Raw genomic sequence first — 20,651 nt, forward strand, 5'->3', positions numbered from 1 at the left:
AGCCCGGATGAGCGAAGCGACTTCCGGGACCTGGCTCGTGGTGTTCCCGGGTATCGCTTCGCTCACCCGGGCTGCGGGCTCTCACCCGACGCGCCATCAACTGTTCAACGCCTTGCGGATGGCCCGCGCCAGATCCGATTTGCGATAGGGCTTCGCTAGCAGCAGAACGCCCGAATCCAGCCGGCCGTGATGGATGATCGCGTTCTCGGTATAGCCGGACGTGTAGAGCACCCGGAGATCGGGACGCGTTCTCTGCAGTTCGTCGGCGAGCTGCCTTCCGTTCATCTTGCCGGGCATGATGACGTCGGTGAACAGGAGGTCGAACGGTTTTCCGGCGGCGACGATTGCGAGCGCCTCCGCGGCGTTCGCAGCCTGCAAGGTGACGTAGCCGAGCGAATGCAGCTGTGCCAGCACGTAGTCGCGCACCAGCCGGTCGTCCTCGACCACAAGGATCGTCTCGTGTCCGCCCTCGATGGTCGCCGGCGTCACGCCCTCGCCGACCGCCGTCGGCGTCTTGCCGGGCGGCAGGTACATCTTGATCGTGGTGCCGTGGCCTTCCTCGCTGTAGATCTTGATATGGCCCGCCGACTGCTTGATGAAGCCGTAGACCATCGAAAGCCCGAGTCCGGTGCCCTTGCCCGGTCCCTTCGAGGTGAAGAAGGGGTCGAACACCCTGGCCAGCATGTTGGCGGGAATTCCGCTGCCGGTGTCGCTCACGGCGATCAGCACGTAGTGTCCCGGCGGGACGTCGTTGACGCTGGCATAGACCTCGTCGAGATAGGCCGCGCCCGTCTCCACGATCAGCTTGCCGCCGCCCGGCATGGCATCGCGGGCATTGAGCGCGAGGTTGAGGATCGCGGTGGTGAGCTGGCTGGGATCGACGATCGCGACGCAGTTCTCGTCCTCGAACACCGATTCGATATGGATCTGCTCGCCCAGCGTCGGCCGCAATAATTTCGCCGTGTCGATGATCAGCGCGTTGACGTCGATCTCGCGCGGCTGGAGCGGCTGCTTGCGCGCAAACGCCAGCAGGTGCTGCGTCAGCTCGGCGCCACGCCCGGCGGCCTCGTCGATCATCTTCGTGATCGCCGCGAGCTCCGGCTCGTTGGCCACCGCGTCGGCCAGGATCTCGATCGTTCCGGTGATGACGGTGAGAATGTTGTTGAAGTCGTGCGCCACGCCGCCGGTGAGCTGGCCGACCGCCTCCATTTTCTCGGCCTGGCGGATGCGCTCGTCGGCCGCGATCTTGTCGGTCAGGTCGCGGTAGAACGAATTGAAGAGAACGCCTTCGCGTCGCTGGAGCGCCGTGACGCTGAGCTCGGCCCTGAACTCCTTACCGTCGCGTCGCCGCACCAAAAGTTCGCGCCGTGGATTAGCCAGCGATTGTTGCTCGGATTCGAGAAAGAGCTTCAGTCTGGCCCTGACGCTTTCGCGCTCACTGGGGGCGACGAAAAGCTCAATCGCATTCTTGCCGATCGCCTCCTCACGGGTCCATCCGAAGAGCTTCTCGGCCTGCGAGTTCCAACTCAGGATGGCCCCGGTGTGGTCCGTCTGGGTGAAAGCATCGAGCGAGGTCTCGACGATGTTGCGCGCAAGCTGTTCGCTCTCCCGCAAGGACTCCTGTGCAAGCCTCGCTTCTGTCATGTCGCGCCCGACAAAGAAGTAGCGCTGGGCGTGGTCGGACCAGCTGCCGAGCCAGGACAGCCAGACCTCACGACCGTCCTTGTGGAAGCAGCGGGTGTCCGCGAGCTTCAGCCGCTCGCCGCGCCTGAGCGCGCGCATCTCGTCGCGCGACTGGTCGAGATGGCCGGAATGAATGAAATCGGCGCCGCTGCGGCCGATCATCTCCTCCGGCCGGTAGCCGAGAATGGCCTCGCTGCTCGGACTGATCTGCGCGATGTGGCCGCGCGCGTCCATCACCATGATCAGATCCTGGGAGGTCTCGAAGATCTGTCGCCGTTCCTCGAGCTGCTGCTGCAGCGCCCGCTCGGCCCGTCGCGCCTCGGTCAGGCTGCGCGCGGTGCCGGAGGCGCCCACGATCTCGCCCGATGGGCCCCTGATCGGCGACAGGCTGAGTGAGATTTCGACCGGCGTGCCATCCTTGCGCAGGCGCACCGTCTCGAACCGTTCCATCGGTTCACCTCCGGCGATCCGCCGCAAATAGTCCTTGCCTTGCTCGCGTCGGTCGGGTGGGACGATGATCGAGGTGGATTTCCCGATCGCCTCATTCGCCGAATAGCCGTAGAGGCGCTCGGCGGCGGCATTCCAGCCGGTGATGATGGCGTCGAGCGATTGCATCACGATCGCTTCGTCGGAGGATTCGACGGCGGCGCTGAACAAGCGCTCGCGCGCTTCATGATGGCTTCGCGCGGCCTCGGTGCGGCGATGCTCCTCGATCTCGCGTTCAAGCGCGGTCGTCTTCGCTCTCGTTTCTTCGACCATTTGCGCGAATGCCCGCGCCAGCACGCCTGTCTCTCCGCTCGCATCGACGGGAATCTCGGCGCGCCGTCCGCTGCCGATCGCTTCCACCGCCGCGGTCAGACGCCCGATCGGCCGCGTCAATGAGCGCGCCAGCAGTACCGCAAGCAAAGCTGCGGCAAGGACAGCAAGCAGGCCGACCAGTGAGGAGGCTTTTTGAATGGCCGCCGGAACGCTACTGAACACGGATGGTGGGGCCGTCTCGATGACTGCCAACCACTCCTTGCCGGCCAGCAGTGCCGGTGCGAGCGCCGCTCCACTCGGCCGGCCCGCTTGGTCGCTCGTAAGCTGCGTGGATCCTTGCGGCAGGCCGGCCCGGGCTGCAAAGAAAGGAAAGTCCCGGCGCCAATCGTTGGCGTTGCCAAGCAATGCACCGAATTCCCGCGCACGATCAGGGTGGACAAGATAGTCGCCACGCGAATTCACGACATAGATTTCTCCTCCTGCGCTCGTGGTCGAGCGGACGCGGTCGAGCGCAGGACGCATGTCGATATTGGCGATGACGATGCCGAACGGCTTGCTATCAGGCGTGAACAGCGGAGTCGCGACGCGCAACGTCGGAATGTGAGGGTCCGTGGTTCCTCCCTGCCGCGTGGCGAGATCGACGGGCGAAACATAGATGTCGCCCGGCGCCAATCGAATCGTCTCCTGGAAGTAGGTTCGGTCGCTCTTGCGTTCCAGTTCGCCGTCGGGGACGATCCGTGCTGTTCCGTTCGGGCCGGCGCGATCGACGCGGACCAACTCGCGCTGGTCGTCGTCAAGGCCGATGATTCGAAATTGCCCGTAGCTCGGTTTCGCGTCGATCTCGGCTGCGAGCCGGGCTGCGATGCGCTCGCGCCAGGTTTGCTCGGAAACGCCGTCGACATCGTCGAGGCCTCCACCGATGTGGGCACGGATCAGGCCGTTGATGGCCGCGGCGGAGCGATAACCGAGCAGATCGCCGCGCGCGCCGGCAACGTAGGATTCAAGATGGGTGGCCAGCAGGCTCGACTGGGCTTCAATCCGTTCCAGGACCCGCGGAATGACGGCCTGGGTGATATTGCGATAGCCGAGCCAGCCGACTGCGGCCACGGTGACCGCCACCAGCAGGATCATCGCGATGGCGAGCCGCGTAGCGAGTGTCATGGGGAAATCTGCACCGCTTCCTGAATGGCCGTGCCCGCGCTCGGTTGGAACAGAATGAAGGTTCTTGTCATCGGCGGCCGGTGCTGACATCCGGATTCCTCACCGATGCCGTCCGCGCCGCGTCCAGGCAGCCAGCGACCGCGGCGAGCAGCGCGTCGGCCCGGAACGGCTTCTGCAAGCTCGCCACCGCGCCGAGCTTGGTCGCCATCTTGAGGAAGTCCGGCTCCGCATGGGCGTCCGGCGTGAACGAACGGCCGGAAATGACGACGATCGGAATCGCCGGCTGCAGCGCCCGGATGTGGCGCATCGTCTCCAGGCCGTCCATGCCGGGCATGAAGATGTCGAGAAAGAGAAGGTCGAACTGGCCGGCCTCGAACAGCGCAAGTCCCTTGCGGCCGTCTCCGGCGACGGTGATTTGATGACCGGCCCTCTCCAGGAGCAGCCGAATCGTCATCTGCACGGCCGGATCGTCATCCACGATCAGGATGTTGGCCACGTCTGGTATCCTCCCGGGCCGGATGGGGTGTCCCAGCGACCGCAAATCAAACCATCAACTCTGAAATTGTTGCGCGGATTGCATCTGGCCTGCAAGCACTTCGCCATCGATCCCAAGATTGCTCGCAAAAGGCGAACTCGGTTGCGTCAATTTATGCACGGTGACGTGCACAAGCGCTCGCGACAACCGCGCGCCATATGCCTAGTCGGTCAAATATTCCGGATAGTGGCTTCGGATCGTGTCGAGCTCGCTCAACGTGCCCGACAGGTGCTTGCGCAGATGCTGTTGCGCAGCATCGGCGTCGCCGGCCTCGATCGCGCGCGTGATCAGCTTGTGGTGGCGGACGATGTTCTGGGCCTTGCCGGGTGAGGGCAGATGCATCCGGCGCAGCCGGTCGATATGTCCGCTACGGCTGCGCACCAGCGTCCAGAGTTCCTGCTTGCCGGCCGCGGCATAAAGCTGCGCGTGAAAATCATTGTCGCCAGCGATGAAGCTCTCGAAGTCTCCGGCCTTGGCGAATTGCTGCTGGAGCGCGATCGTGTGGTCGAGGCGTATGACCAGGGCTTCGCCGTGCTGCTGCGCGAGCAGCCGGACGATTTCGAGCTCCAGCGCCTGGCGCAGGAAATGGGCCTGCTCGGCCCGACCGACGTCGACGCGGCTGACGACGGTGGCGTGCTGCGGAAACACGTCGACCAGCCCTTCTTCCTCGAGCCGCATCAAGGCGTCGCGGATCGGCGTCGAGCTGACGCCGAATTGTGCGGCGAGATCCGTGCGCGACAGCGGCGAGCCCGGCGGCAATTCGAGCGCGAGAATGGCATTGCGCAGCCGCTCGAATACTTGCGGTGCGGCCTGCCGGGCCCGGTCGAGCCGCGCGCCGGGGCGGGGGGCTACGCGGGGCGCGGGTTCGGCTGGTTCCATGCGAAGCGCTCCGGCCAGCTTGCCTTTGATACACTAATGCATTAGTGCATTAGCAAGATCGCTCGTCAATGGCGGCCGGAGGAAACGAACAACAATGATCAAGCAATTTCAGTGTGGCCTCACGGCCGTCGCCCTGATCGCCGCAGCGGCGCTGACGGCTTCGCCAGCAAAGGCGCAGCAGAAGTCCGAGATCTCGCTGTCTCGCCAGCCCGGCATTTTCTACATGCCGAGCCACATCATGGAAAAGCAGAAGCTGATCGAGAAGCACGCCGCTCAGCTCGGGGTGGCCGGCGTCACCACCAAATGGGTCACCTTCTCCGGCGGCGGTGCGCAGACCGATGCGCTGCTCGCGGGCGGGGTCGACATCCTCAACACCGGCACCGGCAATCTGCTGCTGCTGTGGGACCGCACCCGCGGCGGCGTCAAGGGCATCGTCGCGACCTCGGCGCAGCCGATGACGCTGATCAGCCGCGACGCCAACATCAAGTCGATCAAGGATTTCGGCCCCAACGACAAGATCGCCGTGCCGACCGTAAAAGTCTCGACCCAGGCCATCGTGCTCCAGATCGCCGCCGCCGAAGCCTTTGGTCCCGACCAATGGTCGAAGCTGGACGTCAACACGGTGCAGCTCGGTCATCCCGACGCCTATGCGGCGCTGTCCAACGCCAAGCACGAGGTGCACACCCATTTTTCGATTCCGCCGTTCACCTTCCTCGAGCTGAAGAACGTGCCGGGCGCGCATGTCGTGCTGTCGTCGCCTGACGTGATGGGCGGCCCGCTCAGCCAGGCGCAGTTCTTCACCACCACGAAGTTCGCTGATGCCAACCCGAAAATCATCCAGGCCGTGCGCGATGCGACCAAGGAAGCTCAGGATCTGATCCGCAGCGACACCAGACAGGCGGTCGAGATCTACAAGGAGATCACCGGCGACAAGACCTCGGTGGAAGAGCTGCTCGATCTCCTCCAGGAGCCCGGCATGATGGAGTGGAATCTCGAACCGCAGGGCACGATGAAATTCGCCGCCCATCTGTTCAAGACCGGCACGCTGAAGACTCAGCCCAAGGCCTGGACTGATTATTATCTGCCCGTCGCCCACGATCTGAAGGGCAACTGATGGCGCTGCTCGACGTCAGCTCCGTGACGCTGCGCTACAAGACCTCCAGCGCCGTCGTCACGGCGACCGAACGGGTCAGCTTCACAGTCGACAGGTCCGACCGCTTCGTGCTGCTCGGGCCGTCCGGCTGCGGCAAGTCGACCCTGCTCAAGGCCGTCGGCGGCTACATGGCGCCGAGCGAAGGCCGCATGACCATCAACGACCGCGAGATTCGCGGTCCCGGCGCCGATCGCATGATGATCTTCCAAGAGTTCGACCAGCTGCTGCCTTGGAAAAGCGTGCTGGCCAACGTGATGTTTCCGCTGCTGACCGCGCGAAAATTGTCGCGCAAGGATGCCGATGCGCGGGCGCGGGCCTATATCGAGAAAGTGGGCCTCACCCGCGTGGTCGACGCTTATCCGCACACGCTCTCCGGCGGCATGAAGCAGCGCGTCGCGATCGCGCGCGGCATGGCAATGGAGCCCGACATCCTACTGATGGACGAGCCGTTCGCCGCGCTCGACGCGCTGACGCGGCGAACCTGCCAGGACGAGCTGCTCCAGCTCTGGAGCGAGACCAAATTCACCGTGCTGTTCGTGACCCACTCGATCGCGGAAGCGATCCGCATCGGCAACCGCATCCTGCTGTTGTCGCCGCATCCCGGCCGCGTCAAGGCCGAGGTGGTCGACGTCGACAAGGTCTCCAATGACGATGGCAGTGCCGGCCGGCTGGAGAAGGAGATTCACGATCTCCTGTTCGCCTCCGAAGCAACGGCGCATTGAGGGAGCCTCTCATGGGCGAAGCGAGAATAATGCTGCGTGACGCGCCGGTCGTCGGCAGCGCAGCCGAGGTCGAGCGCAAGCTGAGCGTGCCCGAGCTGTTGTGGAACGACGGCTTTGTCCGCAAGACCGTCATCATCCTGTTCCTCGCGGCGGTCTGGGAGGCCTACGGCCTCGCCCTCGACAATCCCCTGCTGTTTCCGACGCTGCACGACACGATCCTCACGCTCTACGATCGCGTCAAGGACGGCACGATTCCCATGCGGGCCTGGGCTTCGCTAAAAGTGCTGTTCATGGGCTATTCAGCCGGCATCGCGCTCGCCGCGATCTTCACCGTGCTCGCGATCTCCACCCGCATCGGCACCGATTTCCTTGAGACGGTCACGGCGATGTTCAATCCGCTGCCGGCGATCGCGCTGTTGCCGCTCGCTTTGATCTGGTTCGGTCTCGGCAACGGCAGTCTGGTGTTTGTGCTGATCCATTCGGTGCTGTGGCCGGTCGCGCTCAACACCCATTCGGGCTTCAAGAGCGTGTCCAACACGCTGCGCATGGTCGGCCGCAATTACGGCCTTCGGGGATTGCCGTACGTGGCGAAAATCCTCATCCCCGCCGCGTTCGGCTCGATCCTGACCGGCCTCAAGATCGGCTGGGCCTTTGCCTGGCGCACGCTGATCGCGGCCGAGCTGGTGTTCGGCGTGTCGTCGGGGCAGGGCGGGCTCGGCTGGTTCATCTTCGAAAACCGCAACCTGCTCGACATACCTGCGGTCTTCGCCGGCCTCTTGACGGTGATCATCATCGGGCTTTTTGTCGAAAACCTGATCTTCCGCGCCATCGAGCGGAACACCGTGCAGAAATGGGGCACCCAATCATGACCAAGAAGAAACTAACGCCCGACCAGCTCCGCAGCGCGCGCTGGTTCGCACCCGACGATCTCCGCTCGTTCGGCCATCGCTCCCGCACCATGCAGATGGGCTACGCGCCGGAGGAGTGGAAGGACCGCCCGATCATCGCGATCCTCAACACCTGGTCGGACGCGCAGCCCTGCCACATGCACTTCAAGTCGCGCGTTGACGACGTCAAGCGCGGCATCCTGATGGCCGGCGGCCTGCCGCTGGAGCTGCCGGCACTGTCGCTGTCGGAATCGCTGCTCAAGCCGACCACCATGCTCTATCGCAATCTGCTGGCGATGGACGCCGAGGAGCTGTTGCGCAGCCATCCCGTCGACGGCGTGGTGCTGATGGGCGGCTGCGACAAGACCACGCCGGCGCTGCTGCTGGGTGCGACCTCGATGAACATCCCGGCGATCTATCTGCCGGCAGGTCCGATGCTGCGCGGCAATTGGAAGGGCAAGACGCTCGGCTCGGGCTCGGACGGCTGGAAATACTGGGACGAGCGGCGCGCCGGAAAAATCTCCGACAAGGACTGGCTCGACATCGAGGCCGGCATTGCGCGCAGCTACGGCACCTGCATGACCATGGGCACGGCTTCCACCATGACCGCGATTGCAGAGGCGATCGGCATGACGCTGCCGGGCGCGTCCTCGATTCCCGCCGCTGATGCCAACCATATCCGCATGGCCTCGGAATGCGGGCGCCGTATCGTCGAGATGGTCTGGGAAGATCTGACGCCGAAGACAATCCAGACCCGCAAGGCGTTCGAGAACGCGATTGCAGTGGCGATGGCGATGGGCTGTTCGACCAACGCCATCATCCATCTGATCGCGCAGGCCCGCCGCGCCGGTCTCGACATCGGCCTCGACGATTTCGAGATTGCGAGCCGCAAGGTGCCCGTCATCGCCAATGTGCGGCCGAGCGGCGATGCCTATCTGATGGAGGACTTCTTCTATGCCGGCGGCCTGCCGGCGCTGATGGGGCAGATCAAGCCGCATCTGCATCTCGACTGCATCACCGTCACCGGCCTGACGCTGGGCGAGAATATCGCGCATGCCGAGGTCCACAATGACGATGTGATCCGCTCGATCGACAATCCCATCTACAAGGAAGGCGCGCTCGCGGTGCTCAAGGGCAATCTCGCACCCGACGGCTGCGTCATCAAGCCGTCGGCCTGCGCGCCGCGCTTCCTCAAGCACACCGGGCCGGCGCTGGTGTTCGACGACTACCCTTCGATGAAGAAGGCGGTCGACGATCCCGATCTCGACGTCACCGAAGACCACATCCTCATCCTTCGCAACGCCGGGCCGCAGGGCGGGCCGGGCATGCCGGAATGGGGCATGCTGCCGATCCCGACAAAACTCGTGAAGCAGGGCGTGCGCGACATGGTGCGAATCTCGGATGCGCGCATGAGCGGCACCAGCTACGGCGCCTGCATTCTGCACGTCGCCCCCGAATCCTATGTCGGCGGACCGCTCGCGCTGGTGCGGAACGGCGACCGCATCACGCTCGACGTCGCCACCCGCACCATCAATCTCGACGTGTCGGAAGCCGAGCTCGACAAGCGTCGCGCCGCCTGGAAGCAGCCCGAGCGCCGCTTCGAGCGCGGCTATGGCTGGATGTTCACCAAGCACATCAAGCAGGCCAATGACGGCTGCGACTTCGACTTCCTCGAGACCGATTTCGGCGCGCCGATCGGCGAGCCCTCGATTTACTAGAGAGCGTGACATGACCAAACTTGCCGAGGCCACCCGCAACAAGCTCAAATCCGTCTCCACCGCCACCGTCGCAACCGCGTTGTTCAAGCGGGGCCTGCGCATCCAGATGATCCAGGATGTGCACCCGCTCAGTGCCGACCAGCCGACCATGGTCGGTGAAGCCTTCACGCTGCGTTATATGCCGGCGCGCGAGGATCTCAACACCATCGAGGTTTTCAAGGACCGCTCCCATCCGCAGCGCAAGGCAGTCGAGGATTGCCCGGCGGGCCACGTGCTGGTGATGGACAGCCGCAAGGACGCGCGCGCCGCGTCCGCCGGTGCAATCCTGGTCACGCGCTTGATGAAGCGCGGCGTCGCCGGGGTCGTCACCGATGGCGGTTTTCGCGACTCGGCCGAGATCGCCAAGCTCGGTATCCCCGCCTACCACCACCGCCCAAGCGCGCCGACCAATCTGACGCTGCATCACGCCATCGAGATCAACGTGCCGATCGGCTGCGGGGATGCGCCGGTGTTTCCCGGCGACGTCATTCTCGGCGACAGGGACGGCGTGATCGTGATCCCTGCGCATCTCGCTGAGGAGATCGCCAACGAGACCTTCGAGATGACCGCGTTCGAGGACTTCGTCACCGAGGAAGTCAACAAGGGCCGCGGCATTTTCGGTCTCTATCCGGCAACGGACCCACAGACGCTGACCGACTTCGCCGCATGGCGGAAGGCGAACGGAAGGTAAAGGCCGCGCGCCGACACCAAGCATATCAAGAAACAGGCCGGCCGCAGCAAGCGCCGGCCTTAAATCACCCAGGGAGGACTCCATGAATTTCACGCGACGCAACCTCTTGGCCGGCGCCGGCGCTGCGGCCACCTCCGCGCTCCTCGCCCACGCCGCCGGTGCCCAGTCGTTTCCGTTCGCGCCGAACCAGCGCTACCCCGATCCCGCCGTTCAAATCCTCGATCCCAGTTTTGGAAAGTACCGGCTCTATTCCTCGACGCTCGAGCAGGTCGCAACCGGCATGCGCTGGGCGGAAGGCCCCGCCTATTTTCCCGAAGGCGGCTATCTGCTGTTCTCGGACATTCCCAACAACCGGATCATGAAGTTCGACGAGAAGACCGGGCAGACCAGCGTGTTCCGCGCCAACGCGAACTACGCCAACGGCAACGCGCGCGACCGCCAGGGTCGCCTCGTCAGCTGCGAGCACTCGGTGACCCGCCGCATCACCCGCACCGAGAAGGACGGCAAGATCACCGTGCTGGCCGAGAAGTTCGAGGGCAAGCGGCTGAACGCGCCGAACGACATCGTGGTGAAGTCCGACGACAGCATCTGGTTCACCGACCCGCTGTTCGGCATCAACGGCGAGTGGGAGGGCAAGAAGGAAAAGGCCGAGCAAGCCACCACCAACGTCTACCGCATCGCTAAGGACGGCAAGCTCAGCGCTATGCTGACCGACCTCGTCAATCCGAACGGCCTCGCCTTTTCGCCTGACGAGAAGAAGCTCTACGTGGTCGAGTGGAAAGGTACGCCCAACCGCAGCATCTGGAGCTATAGTGTCGGTGACGACGGTTCGCTCAGCGGCAAGACCAAGCTGATCGACGCGGCTGACCAGGCCTCGCTCGACGGTTTTCGCGTCGACCGCGACGGCAATCTCTGGTGCGGCTGGGGCTCCAACGGTGCGCTGCAATCCGAGCCGACCGACATCGCCGGCCGCAAGGTTTATCAGCTCAAGGCCAAGTCGGAGGATCTCGACGGCGTGATGGTGTTCAACGCAGAGGGCAAGCCGCTCGCCTTCATCAAGCTGCCCGAACGCTGCGCCAATCTCTGCTTCGGCGGGCCGAAGAACAATCGCCTGTATATGGCAAGCAGCCACTCGGTGTATGCGCTGTATGTGGAGGCGCATGGGGCCGTGTGAGGCTTCGCCTCTCTCGAGGCCGTAGCCCGGATGGAGCGCAGCGCAATCCGGGGCTGTGATGTCGTCTGCACTAATCCCGGATTTCGCTGCGCTCCATCCGGGCTACGAAGTCACGCCTCCGCCATCCCCGCCGCCCACAGCGCGAACGCATAGACGATCGCGACTTCATCGAGCCGGTTGAAGCGTCCCGATGCGCCGCCGTGGCCGGCGCCCATGTTGGTGCGGAGCAGGACCGGGCCGCCGCCGCTCATGGTCGCGCGCAGGCGCGCGATCCATTTGGCGGGCTCCCAATAGGTGACGCGCGGATCGGTCAACCCGCCCATCGCCAGGATCGCGGGATAGTCTTTCGCCGCGACATTGTCGTAGGGCGAATAGGACAGGATGGTGCGGAAATCCTTCTCGCTCTCGATCGGGTTGCCCCATTCCGGCCATTCCGGCGGCGTCAGCGGCAGCGTGTCGTCGAGCATCGTGTTGAGCACGTCGACGAACGGCACTTCGGCGACGACGCCGGCGAACAATTCGCCGGCGCGGTTCGCCACCGCGCCCATCAGCATGCCGCCGGCCGAACCGCCGTGGCCGACAATGCGCTTTGCACTGGTGTACTTCGCATCGATCAGCGCGCGTGCGCTGGCGGCAAAATCGTCGAACGAATTGGTCTTCTTCTCGCGCTTGCCGTCGAGGTACCAGCCCCAGCCCTTGTCGGCGCCGCCGCGGATATGGGCGATGGCATAGACGAAGCCACGGTCGACCAGCGACAGGCGGTTGGCGCTGAACGAAGCCGGCATCGCCATGCCGTAGGAGCCGTAGCCGTAGAGCAGCAGCGGCGCCGCGCCGTCGAGCGTGAGTCCGCGGCGATGGAGGATCGAGACCGGCACCTCGGCGCCGTCATGCGCTTTCGCCATGATGCGGGTGGTGACGTAGTCGCTCGCATTGTGGCCGGACGGGATCTCCTGCCGCTTGCGAAGGGTGCGCGTGCGCTTGACCATGTCGTAATCGTAGACTTCCGACGGCGTCGTCATCGACGAATAGGCGAAGCGCAAATTGGTCGTCTCGAATTCGTAGGAGCCCATCGTATCCAGCGAATAGGCCGCTTCGTCGAACGCGATCGCGTGCTCCTCGTTCGAGGCGAGGTCGCGGATCACGATGGACGGCAGCGCGTTGGCGCGCTCCAGCCGCACCATGTGGCCGGCATAGAGATCGAGGTCGATGATGTAGATGCCCGGGCGATACGGGATCAGATCGCGCCAGTTCTTGCGCTCGGGTGAGGCGAGCGGCGCGGTGACGATCTTGAAGTCGATGGCATGGTCGGCGTTGGTTAGGATGAAGAGTTCGTCGCCACGGTCGGCCAGCGAATATTGCACGCCTTCCTTGCGTGCCGCGACCAGGCGCGGCGGTGCGTCGGGGTGGGCGAGGTCGATCAGCCGCTGCTCGGAGGTCTCGTGGTCGCCGCCCGCGATCACGCAGAAGCGGCCACTGGTGCTCTCTTGCAGATGGGTGAACCAGCCGGAATCCTGCTCCTCGTAGACCAGCGTGTCGTCGGCTTGCCCAGTGCCGAGCTTATGCCGCCACACCTGCATCGGGCGGTGGTTGTCGTCGAGCTTCACGTAGAAGAACGACGTCGCATCCTTGCTCCAGACCACGCCGCCGTCGGTCTCCTCGACGACGTCGTCGAGGTCCTTGCCGGTCGCCCAGTCGCGCACGCGGATGGAGAAATACTCCGAGCCCTTGGTGTCGGCGCTCCAGGCCTGCAGCCTGTGGTCGTTCGAGTGCCGGCTGCCGCCGAACTTGAAGTATTCATGGTCCTTGGCGAGCGCATCGCCGTCGAGCACGATGTGGCCCTCGCCGCCGTCGCGCGGCATACGGCCGAACAGCTCGTGCTGACCGCCCTCGCGGAATTTGCGGAAATAGGCGAAAGGACCATCCGGCGACGGCACGCTGGAATCGTCCTCCTTGATCCGCCCCCGCATCTCGCGCACCAGCGTTTTCTGGAGCGCCGCGGTATGGCCGAGCAGGCTCTCGGTGTAGCCATTTTCTGCGTCGAGATATTTGCGGATGTCGGGATCGAGCACCGCGGGGTCGCGCAGCACCTCCTGCCATTTCTCGTCCTTCAACCAGGCATATTCATCCGTCACGGTGATCCCGTGTCGCGTGAAGGAATGCGGCCGGCGCGGCGCGAGGGGGGGCAGGGAAGGTGTTTTGGCTTGTGTCACTCGATCCTCATTCAGATGCGTGTTTCACCTTATATCGTCCCGCTTCCGTGAATTGCCAGCGTCGCTGCGGGCGTCGTCGCCGGGTTGTTGACGGGCCGCTTGTATGCTTTAGGGGCCGGGTCTTTAGTCCTGCCGCCGGTCCAGCCTGATGTTGTTCAATTCCTACCCGTTCATCCTGCTGTTCCTGCCGGCCGCGCTGGCTGGCTATTTCTGGCTCGGGCGGCGCAGCAATCTGGCCCCGGTGATCTGGCTGGCGGCGGCCTCGCTCACCTTCTATGCCATTGGCAACTGGCAGTTCGTGGCCCTGTTGCTGCTATCGATCGCCTTCAACTACGGCATAGGCCACCTCCTCATCGTGGCCAAGCTTACTTCGTCGCAACGAAAGGTGGCACTGGCCCTCGGCGTCGCCGGCGATCTTCTCGTACTTGGCATCTTCAAATATGCCGGCTTCGTCACCGAGAACGTCAACGCGCTGGCCGGCACGCACTTTGCGGTCCACATCCTGCTGCCGGTCGGCATCTCCTTCTACACGTTCACCCAGATCGCGTTCCTGGTTGACGCCTGGCGCGGGCAGGTCGCGGCCTACGCGCTGCCACACTATGCGCTGTTCGTGACCTACTTTCCGCATCTGATCGCGGGGCCAATCCTTCACCACAAGGACATGATCCCGCAATTCGAGCGGGAGGAAACCAAGCATCCGCATGCGCATCTGATCCTGTGCGGCCTCATCATCTTCGCAATCGGCCTGTTCAAGAAGACCTGCCTTGCCGACGGCATCCAGCCGCTGGTCGCGCTCGCCTTCGATGCGCGCGCGCCGAGTTTTGATCAGGCCTGGCTCGGTGCACTCGCCTACACGTTCCAGCTCTATTTCGACTTTTCCGGCTATTCCGACATGGCGATCGGGATATCGCTGATGTTCGGCATCTTCCTGCCGGTCAATTTCAACTCGCCCTACAAGGCCACCAGCATCGTCGAGTTCTGGCGCCGCTGGCACATGACGCTGTCGCACTTCCTGCGCGACTATCTCTACATCCCGCTCGGGGGCAACAGGCGCGGGCGCGTGCTGCGCTACATCAACTTGCTGCTCACGATGCTGCTCGGCGGGCTCTGGCATGGCGCGGCCTGGACTTTTGTCATTTGGGGCGCCCTGCATGGCGCCTATCTCTGTATCAATCACGCTTTCAACGCGCTGGTGCCGAATGTTCCGAAGTGGCTCGCGCACCCGACGCGTGTCGCCGGAGCCGTGCTGACATTCCTCGCCGTCGTTGTCGCCTGGGTCTTCTTCCGTGCCGAACGGGTCGATTGGGCAATGCGGATTGTGAATGCGATGGCCGATCCCTCCAACATCGTGTTCGGCCGCGAGGAGATTGCGGCGTCGGTGATGGTCACGATCTATGCCGCGCTGGTGTGGCTGGCGCCGAACACGCAAGGACTCATGGGGTACGACCACGCCAATCGCAGGGTCGGCGACGGCCTGATGTCCGGACGGATGCGGCCGCTGGTCCTCTATGGTGCGTCGCTGGTGCTTGCGTTCGGGATTTTGGGTATCCAGAGCCACAGCGAATTCATCTATTTCCGGTTCTGATGCGCGGCGCGTTCACAAATCCAGGGCGTCTTCTCCTCGCGAGCATCGCGTGCGTGCTGGGCGCGGCTGCGCTCACCTATGTCATCGATCCCCTGCAACTGTTTCGGCCTTCGCGTCTCGTCGCGCCGTTCTATTCCGATGACACGCGCGTGCAGAATGCCGGGCTGATCCGCAGCCAGTCGTTCGATACCGCGTTCATGGGCACCTCGCTCGCGATCCATTTCCGCCAGAGCGACATCGACCATGCCCTCGGCGTGCACTCGCTCAAGCTGGCGATGACCGGCTCCAATTCGTGTCAGCAGGGCTTTGTGCTCGAGCAGGCCATCGACCGCGGCGCGAAGCGCGTGATCTGGGCGATGGACGACTTTATCTTTGTCGATGCTGCCGACATCGAGACCGATCCTTATCTCGCTGCCGATCTCTATCGCGGGACGGCAAAGGGGATCGCGTCCTATCTGTTCAGTGCGGCGATGGCGAAGGAATCCCTGTTCGCATTGCTGCGGTCGGTTCCGCCGCTGCGGGAGCCGCTGACCCGGGCGGCGCCTTTTCTGCCCGTCAAGTTTGCGCTTGAAGACGTCGACGACATTTATGCGTTGCCGCGCGATATCGACGTCGCGCGCGCCTATAATGCGAAAAGGACGCTCGCGGCTTTCGCCTATATCACCGATCCCGTGCGCAGCCGTTTTCTCGGCGAAGGCTATCGTTACGACGCGATGGTCCGGCATTTCGAGCGTGACGCCGTCGGCCTGATCGCGCGCCATCCGGACGTGACCTTCGACATCTACTTCCCGCCCTATTCGATCCTGCAATTCGTCGCGATGCGCGACGCTTCGCCTGCGACGCTGAAAATCGTCACGGACCTCACGGCCGTCATTGCGCAGCGCCTGACGCAGCTTCCCAATGTGCATCTGTACGATTTCCGGGCGATCAAGGACGTGACGCACGACCTCGACAATTACGGCGACGTCATCCACCATTCGCCGGTGATCGATGCGAAGGTGCTGTCGTGGCTGGCGCGTGGGGAGTATCGGGTCGATCCGACGGCGCCACTTGCCTCGCTGGACGCGTTGAAGGCGCAGGTCGCGGCGTATCGGTTCCCGCGCTGACTTCCCCTCTCCCCTTGTGGGAGAGGGTGGCTCGCCGCGTTAGCGGCGAGACGGGTGAGGGGTATCTATCCGCGAGTCCGGCAGTTGCGATTGCGGAGACAACCCCTCATCCGGCGCTTCGCGCCACCTTCTCCCACAAGGGGAGAAGGAAAAAAGAGGCTTACACCGCCACCTCTTCGCCGAGATAGGCAACCGCCGCTTCGAGCCCGCCTTTGCCGTGCGGGATCTTCAGCGCGTTCAGCCCGATCTCGATCACGCCCAACGTGCCGAGCAGCATCGGGGCGTTGACGTGGCCCATATGGGCGATGCGGAAGGCTTGTCCCGAGAGATCGCCGATGCCGGTGCCGAGCACGACGCCGCACTTCTCCTTGCAATAGCGTTGCAGGATTGCCGGATCGTGGCCGTTGCTCATGGTCACCGTGGTCACGGTGTTGGAGCGTTCGCTGGCTTCGGCGACGTTGAAGCCGAGCACCTGGCCTTCCGACCACGCGCCGACCGCGCGGCGTGCGGCCTCGCCGAGCAGGCTGTGACGTCGGAAGGCGTTCTCCAGTCCTTCCTCGTGCAGCAGGTCAATGGCCTGGCGCAGCGCGAACAGCAGATGCACCGGCGCGGTGCCGGCATATTTGCGATAGTGCTCGCTGCCCTCGCGCTCGCTCCAGCTCCAATAGGGCGTGCTCATGTTGGCGGTCTTCTGCACCTCGCGCGCGCGCGCGTTGGCCGCGACGAAGCCGAGGCCGGGCGGCGTCATCAGGCCCTTTTGCGAGCCCGACATCGCGACGTCGATGCCCCATTTGTCCATCTCGAACGGCATGCAGCCGAGCGAGGCCACAGTGTCGACCATGTACAGCGCCGGATGGCCGCTGGCCTTGATCGCCTTGCCGATCGCCTCGATGTCGTTCTGCACGCCTGAGGCGGTGTCGACCTGGACGACGACGACGGCCTTGATGGTGTGCTCCTTGTCGCGGCGCAGGCGCTCCTCGACCTCGTGCGGCCGCACTGCGCGGCGCCAGTCGCCCTTGAGCACCTCGACCTCGGCACCCATCAGCGCCGCGGCATGGCCCCAGCCGATCGCGAACCGTCCGCTTTCGAGCACCAGCACCTTGTCGCCGCGCGACAGCACGTTGCTCAATGCTGCTTCCCAGGCGCCGTGACCGTTGGCGATGTAGATGTAGGACTTGCCCTTGGTGGCAAACAGTTTCGAGATGTCACTGAGCAGGCTCTCGGTCAGATCGGTCATCTGTTTGGAGTAGATGTCGATCGCCGGACGATGCATCGCCCGCAGCACCTCGTCGGGCATATTGGTGGGCCCGGGGATGGCCAGAAATTCCCGGCCCGCGCGAACGGTCATTGCTGTTGGTCCTTGTTGCCTGAGAATAGGATGGTGGGTCGCTGATTCACACTTTTACGCGGCGCCGCGGTGCAAGAAAAGGCCGGAAAACGCAGGTCTGACGTGGGTTATCTCTTAGTCTCGCGGCAGCCCGCATCCTCGGCTTCCTCCACCGAGCAGAACCAGCGCGTGCCCTTGCTGATCTTCATCTTGATCTGCGCATACCAGCGGCTGGTCGGCCGGTGATAGATGCACTCGCCGGCGCTGTTGACGTTGCCCTTGATGGTGCAGTCCGGCGAGGGCGCGACCGGGCCCGAAGCCGAAGCGAGCAGGATCGCATGTGCGCCATCGGGCGGCTTGGTGGCGCCGAGGATGGTGGTCTTCTTGTTGCGCTCGCGCCAGTCCCAGGGCGCGATGAAGGCGCCTTGCCACATGCCGGCTTTTGCCTCCCGCGCGGCGGCATCATCGGCTTCGTAGTCGCGCGAGACGCGGGTGTAGGCCAGCGCCCAGCCTGCGCGCACCAGCCATTTCTGGATATCCTCGCCGCCGACGTCGCAGCGCGCCACGGTGCGGCCGCGCCGGTCGATCGACCGCGCATGGCAGACCCAGGTCTTGCCGTCGGCGTATTTGGCGAGCTCGTCGCGGGCCGCGATGCCGCAGGTCCAGCGCTCGCCCTTGTTGTTGAGGCAGAGCTGGTCGACCGCGGGGGCGTCGATGCCGCCGAGCCTGATCCGCGTGTTGCCGATCACCACCGCGTCGCCGGCGCGGACCTTCGCTGTGCCGGTGATGTCGGCGGCCCGCGCCGGCGATGGCAAGCCGGACAAGGAGAAGCCAAGCAATGACAGCGCAATCAGGGGTTTTCGCAACATGCCGGCCCGCGTGTGATGAAAACTGCGATAGACCTCGCAATTGTGGTCGGCTTTTGTCCGCTCGGCCAGCATATGCCTGGCAATTGGGCTTTCAACTTCCTGTCATCGGGCGAAGTTTAGTAGGGGTGGGTTAGCCGAAGGCGTAACCCACCTCTTTCGTCTCCACGGCGGCAGAAGTGGTGGGTTACGCTTCGCTAACCCACCCTGCGCGACCTCATCCCCGCGCCATCGCCCGCTCGGCCACCGCCAGCGCCATCAGCACGAACGCCGACGTGACCTCCGGACCGCCCACCAGGATCCGCGTCGGCGTCTTCATCTTGTTCCACTCATAGGCGCGGAACGGGCCGCGGCGGCCGCCTTCGCCGACGCTCGCGACGATCACGTTCAGCGCCGGCGCAAAGGCGCGCGGGTCGGCGCCGAGATGGCCGAGCGCGATCAGGGCGAGCGCTGCGTCGAACACGTTCATTTCGGCGGCCATCAACTCGCCCTTGACGTAGGAGAGCACGCGGTGGCGGATGAAATCGAAATCGCCGTCGGGATCGATGATCGCCTGCGCCGCCAGCGGCAGCGCCAGGAAGGCAGCATAGCAGCGACCGAAATAGGCGCTGTAAAGCTCAGGCAAATAGTAGATATGCGAGCGCGGATTGGCGAAGGCGCCGCTCGCCGCCAGCCGCTTCTGGAAGCCGAGGATGCGATGCACGGTGGCGAGCCGCGCCGGCGTCTCCAATACTTTCCAGCGCGCGAGGTTGCGAAAGCTGACCTCGAGAATGTCGAGATTGAGCGTCGGATCGAGATCATTGCCATAGGGCCGCTCGCCCTTGAGATTGTCGATCCAGGTCGCAACCCCGCCCTCGTAATCGATATTGTCGTTGATCGGCACGGTCACGCGCGGCTCGTTGACGCCGGCGCGCACCTGATAGCCGGCATAGAAATCCAGCAGCGGCTGGTCGAGGATCGGATCGGTGCAGCCGGCCTGCGTCGCCGCGGAGATCGAGCACGCCGTGGTGTCGCAATCCGGCACGTAGACGCCGAAGCCGAGGTCCTGCTTGATCTGGGCGAAGTAGCGTGAGAAGCGCGGATGCGGTGCCGGCGCGAGCGCGGTGATGACGTTGAACCGCGCCCCGTCGATGCCCTCGACCTCTTCGCGGCTGATGTTGACGCAGAAATCGACCATATCGGCAACCGCGCGCTCCGCCGCCATCTTGTCGGAGAGCGAGGCGAGACCGGTCTCAACGTAGCTCAACAGCGCCTCGATGAAGAACGCGTCGTAATAGGCCGAGCGGTGGCGGATCTGCACCGGCTCCCACATCGGTTCGGCAACCCCTCGCCAGGGCGGATTGACGACTGCGCGCGCCGGAGATCGCGCGATGAAGACACGGGCGAGGTTGAACAGCAGCGAGGAGTTCTTGTAGCCGCGCGCGTTGAGACCCGTGAGCGCCATGGTCAGCTCTCGGCCGCGGAAATCGGGATCGCCGATCAGGTTGAACGCGGCGTAGGTCGGCAGAAAGCCATTTTTGCGGTACGAGCCCAGCAGATGCTGCGCGCAGTCGCGGATCACGCCGTCGATCTGCGATTGTTGCGGCATGGCGCCGGTGAACATGGCCGGCGGCGGCTTGGGATGATCCAGCGCGATGCTGTCGACGAGATCGGCGACGGGCTGGCCGACCGCCGCCCAATTGGGCTCGGCCTCGTCGCGGGCGCGCACTAGGGCCTGGCGCAGCCGGGCCAGTTTGCCTTCGTCGCGCAGCTCGGGCAGCCCGGCCCGGCGGAGCAGCACCCGCAATGCGGGATTGCCGAGCGCGGTCTTGTAGAACTTAGGCAGATGCGGATCGCCGCTGGCCGCAACAGACAGTACGGGATCGCAGACGTCGTAAAGCGAGGGGCCGTCCTTCCGCGCCGTCAGCGCCCGGCAGGCGGCGCCGGCAAAATATTGAAAGCTCATGAAATAACCTGGTCGCGGGAATTGGCCGGGGGGCCGGCCGGCGCGCTCCCAGCCGCGCGCCACCCCCTGCAAGTCGTTGAAAAGCTACCCGGATTCGCAGGAAATACAAATGTGATGAGGGTCACAGAAAAAGCCGGCACGAAGCCTGCATAATCAGGCTCCGGAAGGCTACGGGGACGCAAAAAAATCACACATTGGGCAGTAAAAATTA

Annotated in this window: 15 protein-coding genes; 8 read left to right on the forward strand and 7 right to left on the reverse strand. The window is 64.3% G+C overall.

All coding sequences use genetic code 11. The features are described from left to right. Nucleotides 1-96: 96 nt before the first annotated feature. The 3 genes from IVB19_RS01165 to IVB19_RS01175 form a co-directional block, all read right to left on the reverse strand. On the reverse strand, nucleotides 97-3,693 hold the full coding sequence (locus IVB19_RS01165; RefSeq protein WP_026233214.1) for a PAS domain S-box protein: 3,597 nt from the start codon (nucleotides 3,691-3,693) through the stop codon (nucleotides 97-99). After that, nucleotides 3,671-4,099 carry a response regulator gene (locus IVB19_RS01170; RefSeq protein WP_018456631.1) on the reverse strand — a complete coding sequence of 143 codons (429 nt, stop codon included), beginning with the start codon at nucleotides 4,097-4,099 and terminating at the stop codon, nucleotides 3,671-3,673. Before IVB19_RS01170 ends, IVB19_RS01165 begins: the two co-directional genes overlap by 23 nt. A 201-nt stretch (nucleotides 4,100-4,300) precedes the next feature. Further along, nucleotides 4,301-5,017, reverse strand: a complete 717-nt coding sequence (locus IVB19_RS01175; RefSeq protein ID WP_018456630.1) for a GntR family transcriptional regulator — start codon at nucleotides 5,015-5,017, stop codon at nucleotides 4,301-4,303. Nucleotides 5,018-5,111: 94 nt separating this feature from the next. Between IVB19_RS01175 and IVB19_RS01180 the strand changes: the two genes are divergently transcribed. The 6 genes from IVB19_RS01180 to IVB19_RS01205 all read left to right on the forward strand — a co-directional run bounded on the left by IVB19_RS01180 (nucleotide 5,112) and on the right by IVB19_RS01205 (nucleotide 11,401). After that, nucleotides 5,112-6,131, forward strand: coding sequence for an ABC transporter substrate-binding protein (locus tag IVB19_RS01180; RefSeq protein WP_018456629.1), 1,020 nt, complete (start codon nucleotides 5,112-5,114; stop codon nucleotides 6,129-6,131). Then, nucleotides 6,131-6,892 (forward strand): ABC transporter ATP-binding protein, encoded by a 762-nt coding sequence (locus tag IVB19_RS01185; RefSeq protein WP_018456628.1) that lies wholly within the window; start codon nucleotides 6,131-6,133, stop codon nucleotides 6,890-6,892. The genes IVB19_RS01180 and IVB19_RS01185 overlap by 1 nt, the downstream gene beginning before the upstream one ends. 11 nt (nucleotides 6,893-6,903) lie before the next feature. Continuing rightward, complete coding sequence (locus IVB19_RS01190; RefSeq protein ID WP_085348860.1) at nucleotides 6,904-7,761, forward strand: ABC transporter permease; 858 nt, start codon at nucleotides 6,904-6,906, stop codon at nucleotides 7,759-7,761. Then, entirely contained in the window at nucleotides 7,758-9,497 is a 1,740-nt protein-coding gene (araD, locus tag IVB19_RS01195) for an L-arabinonate dehydratase (RefSeq protein WP_018456626.1), read from the forward strand. The genes IVB19_RS01190 and araD overlap by 4 nt, the downstream gene beginning before the upstream one ends. Before the next feature lie 10 nt (nucleotides 9,498-9,507). After that, a complete protein-coding gene (locus IVB19_RS01200) occupies nucleotides 9,508-10,227 on the forward strand; it encodes a ribonuclease activity regulator RraA (RefSeq protein WP_018456625.1) in 720 nt (239 codons plus the stop codon). Nucleotides 10,228-10,309: 82 nt separating this feature from the next. Next, nucleotides 10,310-11,401 (forward strand): SMP-30/gluconolactonase/LRE family protein, encoded by a 1,092-nt coding sequence (locus IVB19_RS01205; protein WP_018456624.1) that lies wholly within the window; start codon nucleotides 10,310-10,312, stop codon nucleotides 11,399-11,401. Between the two features lie 110 nt (nucleotides 11,402-11,511). On the opposite strand, the gene IVB19_RS01210 is transcribed toward IVB19_RS01205, so the two are convergent. Then, entirely contained in the window at nucleotides 11,512-13,611 is a 2,100-nt protein-coding gene (locus tag IVB19_RS01210; protein ID WP_026233212.1) for a S9 family peptidase, read from the reverse strand. A gap of 148 nt (nucleotides 13,612-13,759) precedes the next feature. On the opposite strand from IVB19_RS01210, the gene IVB19_RS01215 reads away from it, so the two are divergent. Next, on the forward strand, nucleotides 13,760-15,196 hold the full coding sequence (locus tag IVB19_RS01215; RefSeq protein ID WP_018456622.1) for an MBOAT family O-acyltransferase: 1,437 nt from the start codon (nucleotides 13,760-13,762) through the stop codon (nucleotides 15,194-15,196). After that, nucleotides 15,196-16,302: a hypothetical protein gene (locus IVB19_RS01220; RefSeq protein ID WP_018456621.1), complete on the forward strand. Its 1,107-nt coding sequence runs from the start codon at nucleotides 15,196-15,198 to the stop codon at nucleotides 16,300-16,302. Before IVB19_RS01215 ends, IVB19_RS01220 begins: the two co-directional genes overlap by 1 nt. A 160-nt stretch (nucleotides 16,303-16,462) precedes the next feature. Here IVB19_RS01220 and IVB19_RS01225 read toward each other — a convergent pair whose 3' ends face one another. From IVB19_RS01225 to IVB19_RS01235, 3 genes are all read right to left on the reverse strand, one after another. After that, entirely contained in the window at nucleotides 16,463-17,650 is a 1,188-nt protein-coding gene (locus IVB19_RS01225; protein WP_018456620.1) for a pyridoxal-phosphate-dependent aminotransferase family protein, read from the reverse strand. Between the two features lie 107 nt (nucleotides 17,651-17,757). Further along, complete coding sequence (locus IVB19_RS01230) at nucleotides 17,758-18,498, reverse strand: thermonuclease family protein (protein WP_026233211.1); 741 nt, start codon at nucleotides 18,496-18,498, stop codon at nucleotides 17,758-17,760. 214 nt (nucleotides 18,499-18,712) lie between these two features. Further along, complete coding sequence (locus tag IVB19_RS01235) at nucleotides 18,713-20,440, reverse strand: hypothetical protein (protein ID WP_247298153.1); 1,728 nt, start codon at nucleotides 20,438-20,440, stop codon at nucleotides 18,713-18,715. Between the last annotated feature and the right edge of the window lie 211 nt (nucleotides 20,441-20,651).

The sequence above is a fragment of the Bradyrhizobium sp. 187 genome, from assembly GCF_023101005.1.
Lineage (GTDB): Bacteria > Pseudomonadota > Alphaproteobacteria > Rhizobiales > Xanthobacteraceae > Bradyrhizobium > Bradyrhizobium canariense_D.

Excerpts from the sequence above, each read along its gene's own strand:
- IVB19_RS01165 (WP_026233214.1), bottom strand. The coding sequence starts at position 3,693 with ATGTCAGCACCGGCCGCCGATGACAAGAACCTTCATTCTGTTCCAACC.
- IVB19_RS01175 (WP_018456630.1), bottom strand. The coding sequence starts at position 5,017 with ATGGAACCAGCCGAACCCGCGCCCCGCGTAGCCCCCCGCCCCGGCGCG.
- IVB19_RS01180 (WP_018456629.1), top strand. The coding sequence starts at position 5,112 with ATGATCAAGCAATTTCAGTGTGGCCTCACGGCCGTCGCCCTGATCGCC.
- IVB19_RS01185 (WP_018456628.1), top strand. The coding sequence starts at position 6,131 with ATGGCGCTGCTCGACGTCAGCTCCGTGACGCTGCGCTACAAGACCTCC.
- IVB19_RS01190 (WP_085348860.1), top strand. The coding sequence starts at position 6,904 with ATGGGCGAAGCGAGAATAATGCTGCGTGACGCGCCGGTCGTCGGCAGC.
- araD (WP_018456626.1), top strand. The coding sequence starts at position 7,758 with ATGACCAAGAAGAAACTAACGCCCGACCAGCTCCGCAGCGCGCGCTGG.
- IVB19_RS01200 (WP_018456625.1), top strand. The coding sequence starts at position 9,508 with ATGACCAAACTTGCCGAGGCCACCCGCAACAAGCTCAAATCCGTCTCC.
- IVB19_RS01205 (WP_018456624.1), top strand. The coding sequence starts at position 10,310 with ATGAATTTCACGCGACGCAACCTCTTGGCCGGCGCCGGCGCTGCGGCC.
- IVB19_RS01215 (WP_018456622.1), top strand. The coding sequence starts at position 13,760 with ATGTTGTTCAATTCCTACCCGTTCATCCTGCTGTTCCTGCCGGCCGCG.
- IVB19_RS01220 (WP_018456621.1), top strand. The coding sequence starts at position 15,196 with ATGCGCGGCGCGTTCACAAATCCAGGGCGTCTTCTCCTCGCGAGCATC.
- IVB19_RS01225 (WP_018456620.1), bottom strand. The coding sequence starts at position 17,650 with ATGACCGTTCGCGCGGGCCGGGAATTTCTGGCCATCCCCGGGCCCACC.
- IVB19_RS01230 (WP_026233211.1), bottom strand. The coding sequence starts at position 18,498 with ATGTTGCGAAAACCCCTGATTGCGCTGTCATTGCTTGGCTTCTCCTTG.
- IVB19_RS01235 (WP_247298153.1), bottom strand. The coding sequence starts at position 20,440 with ATGAGCTTTCAATATTTTGCCGGCGCCGCCTGCCGGGCGCTGACGGCG.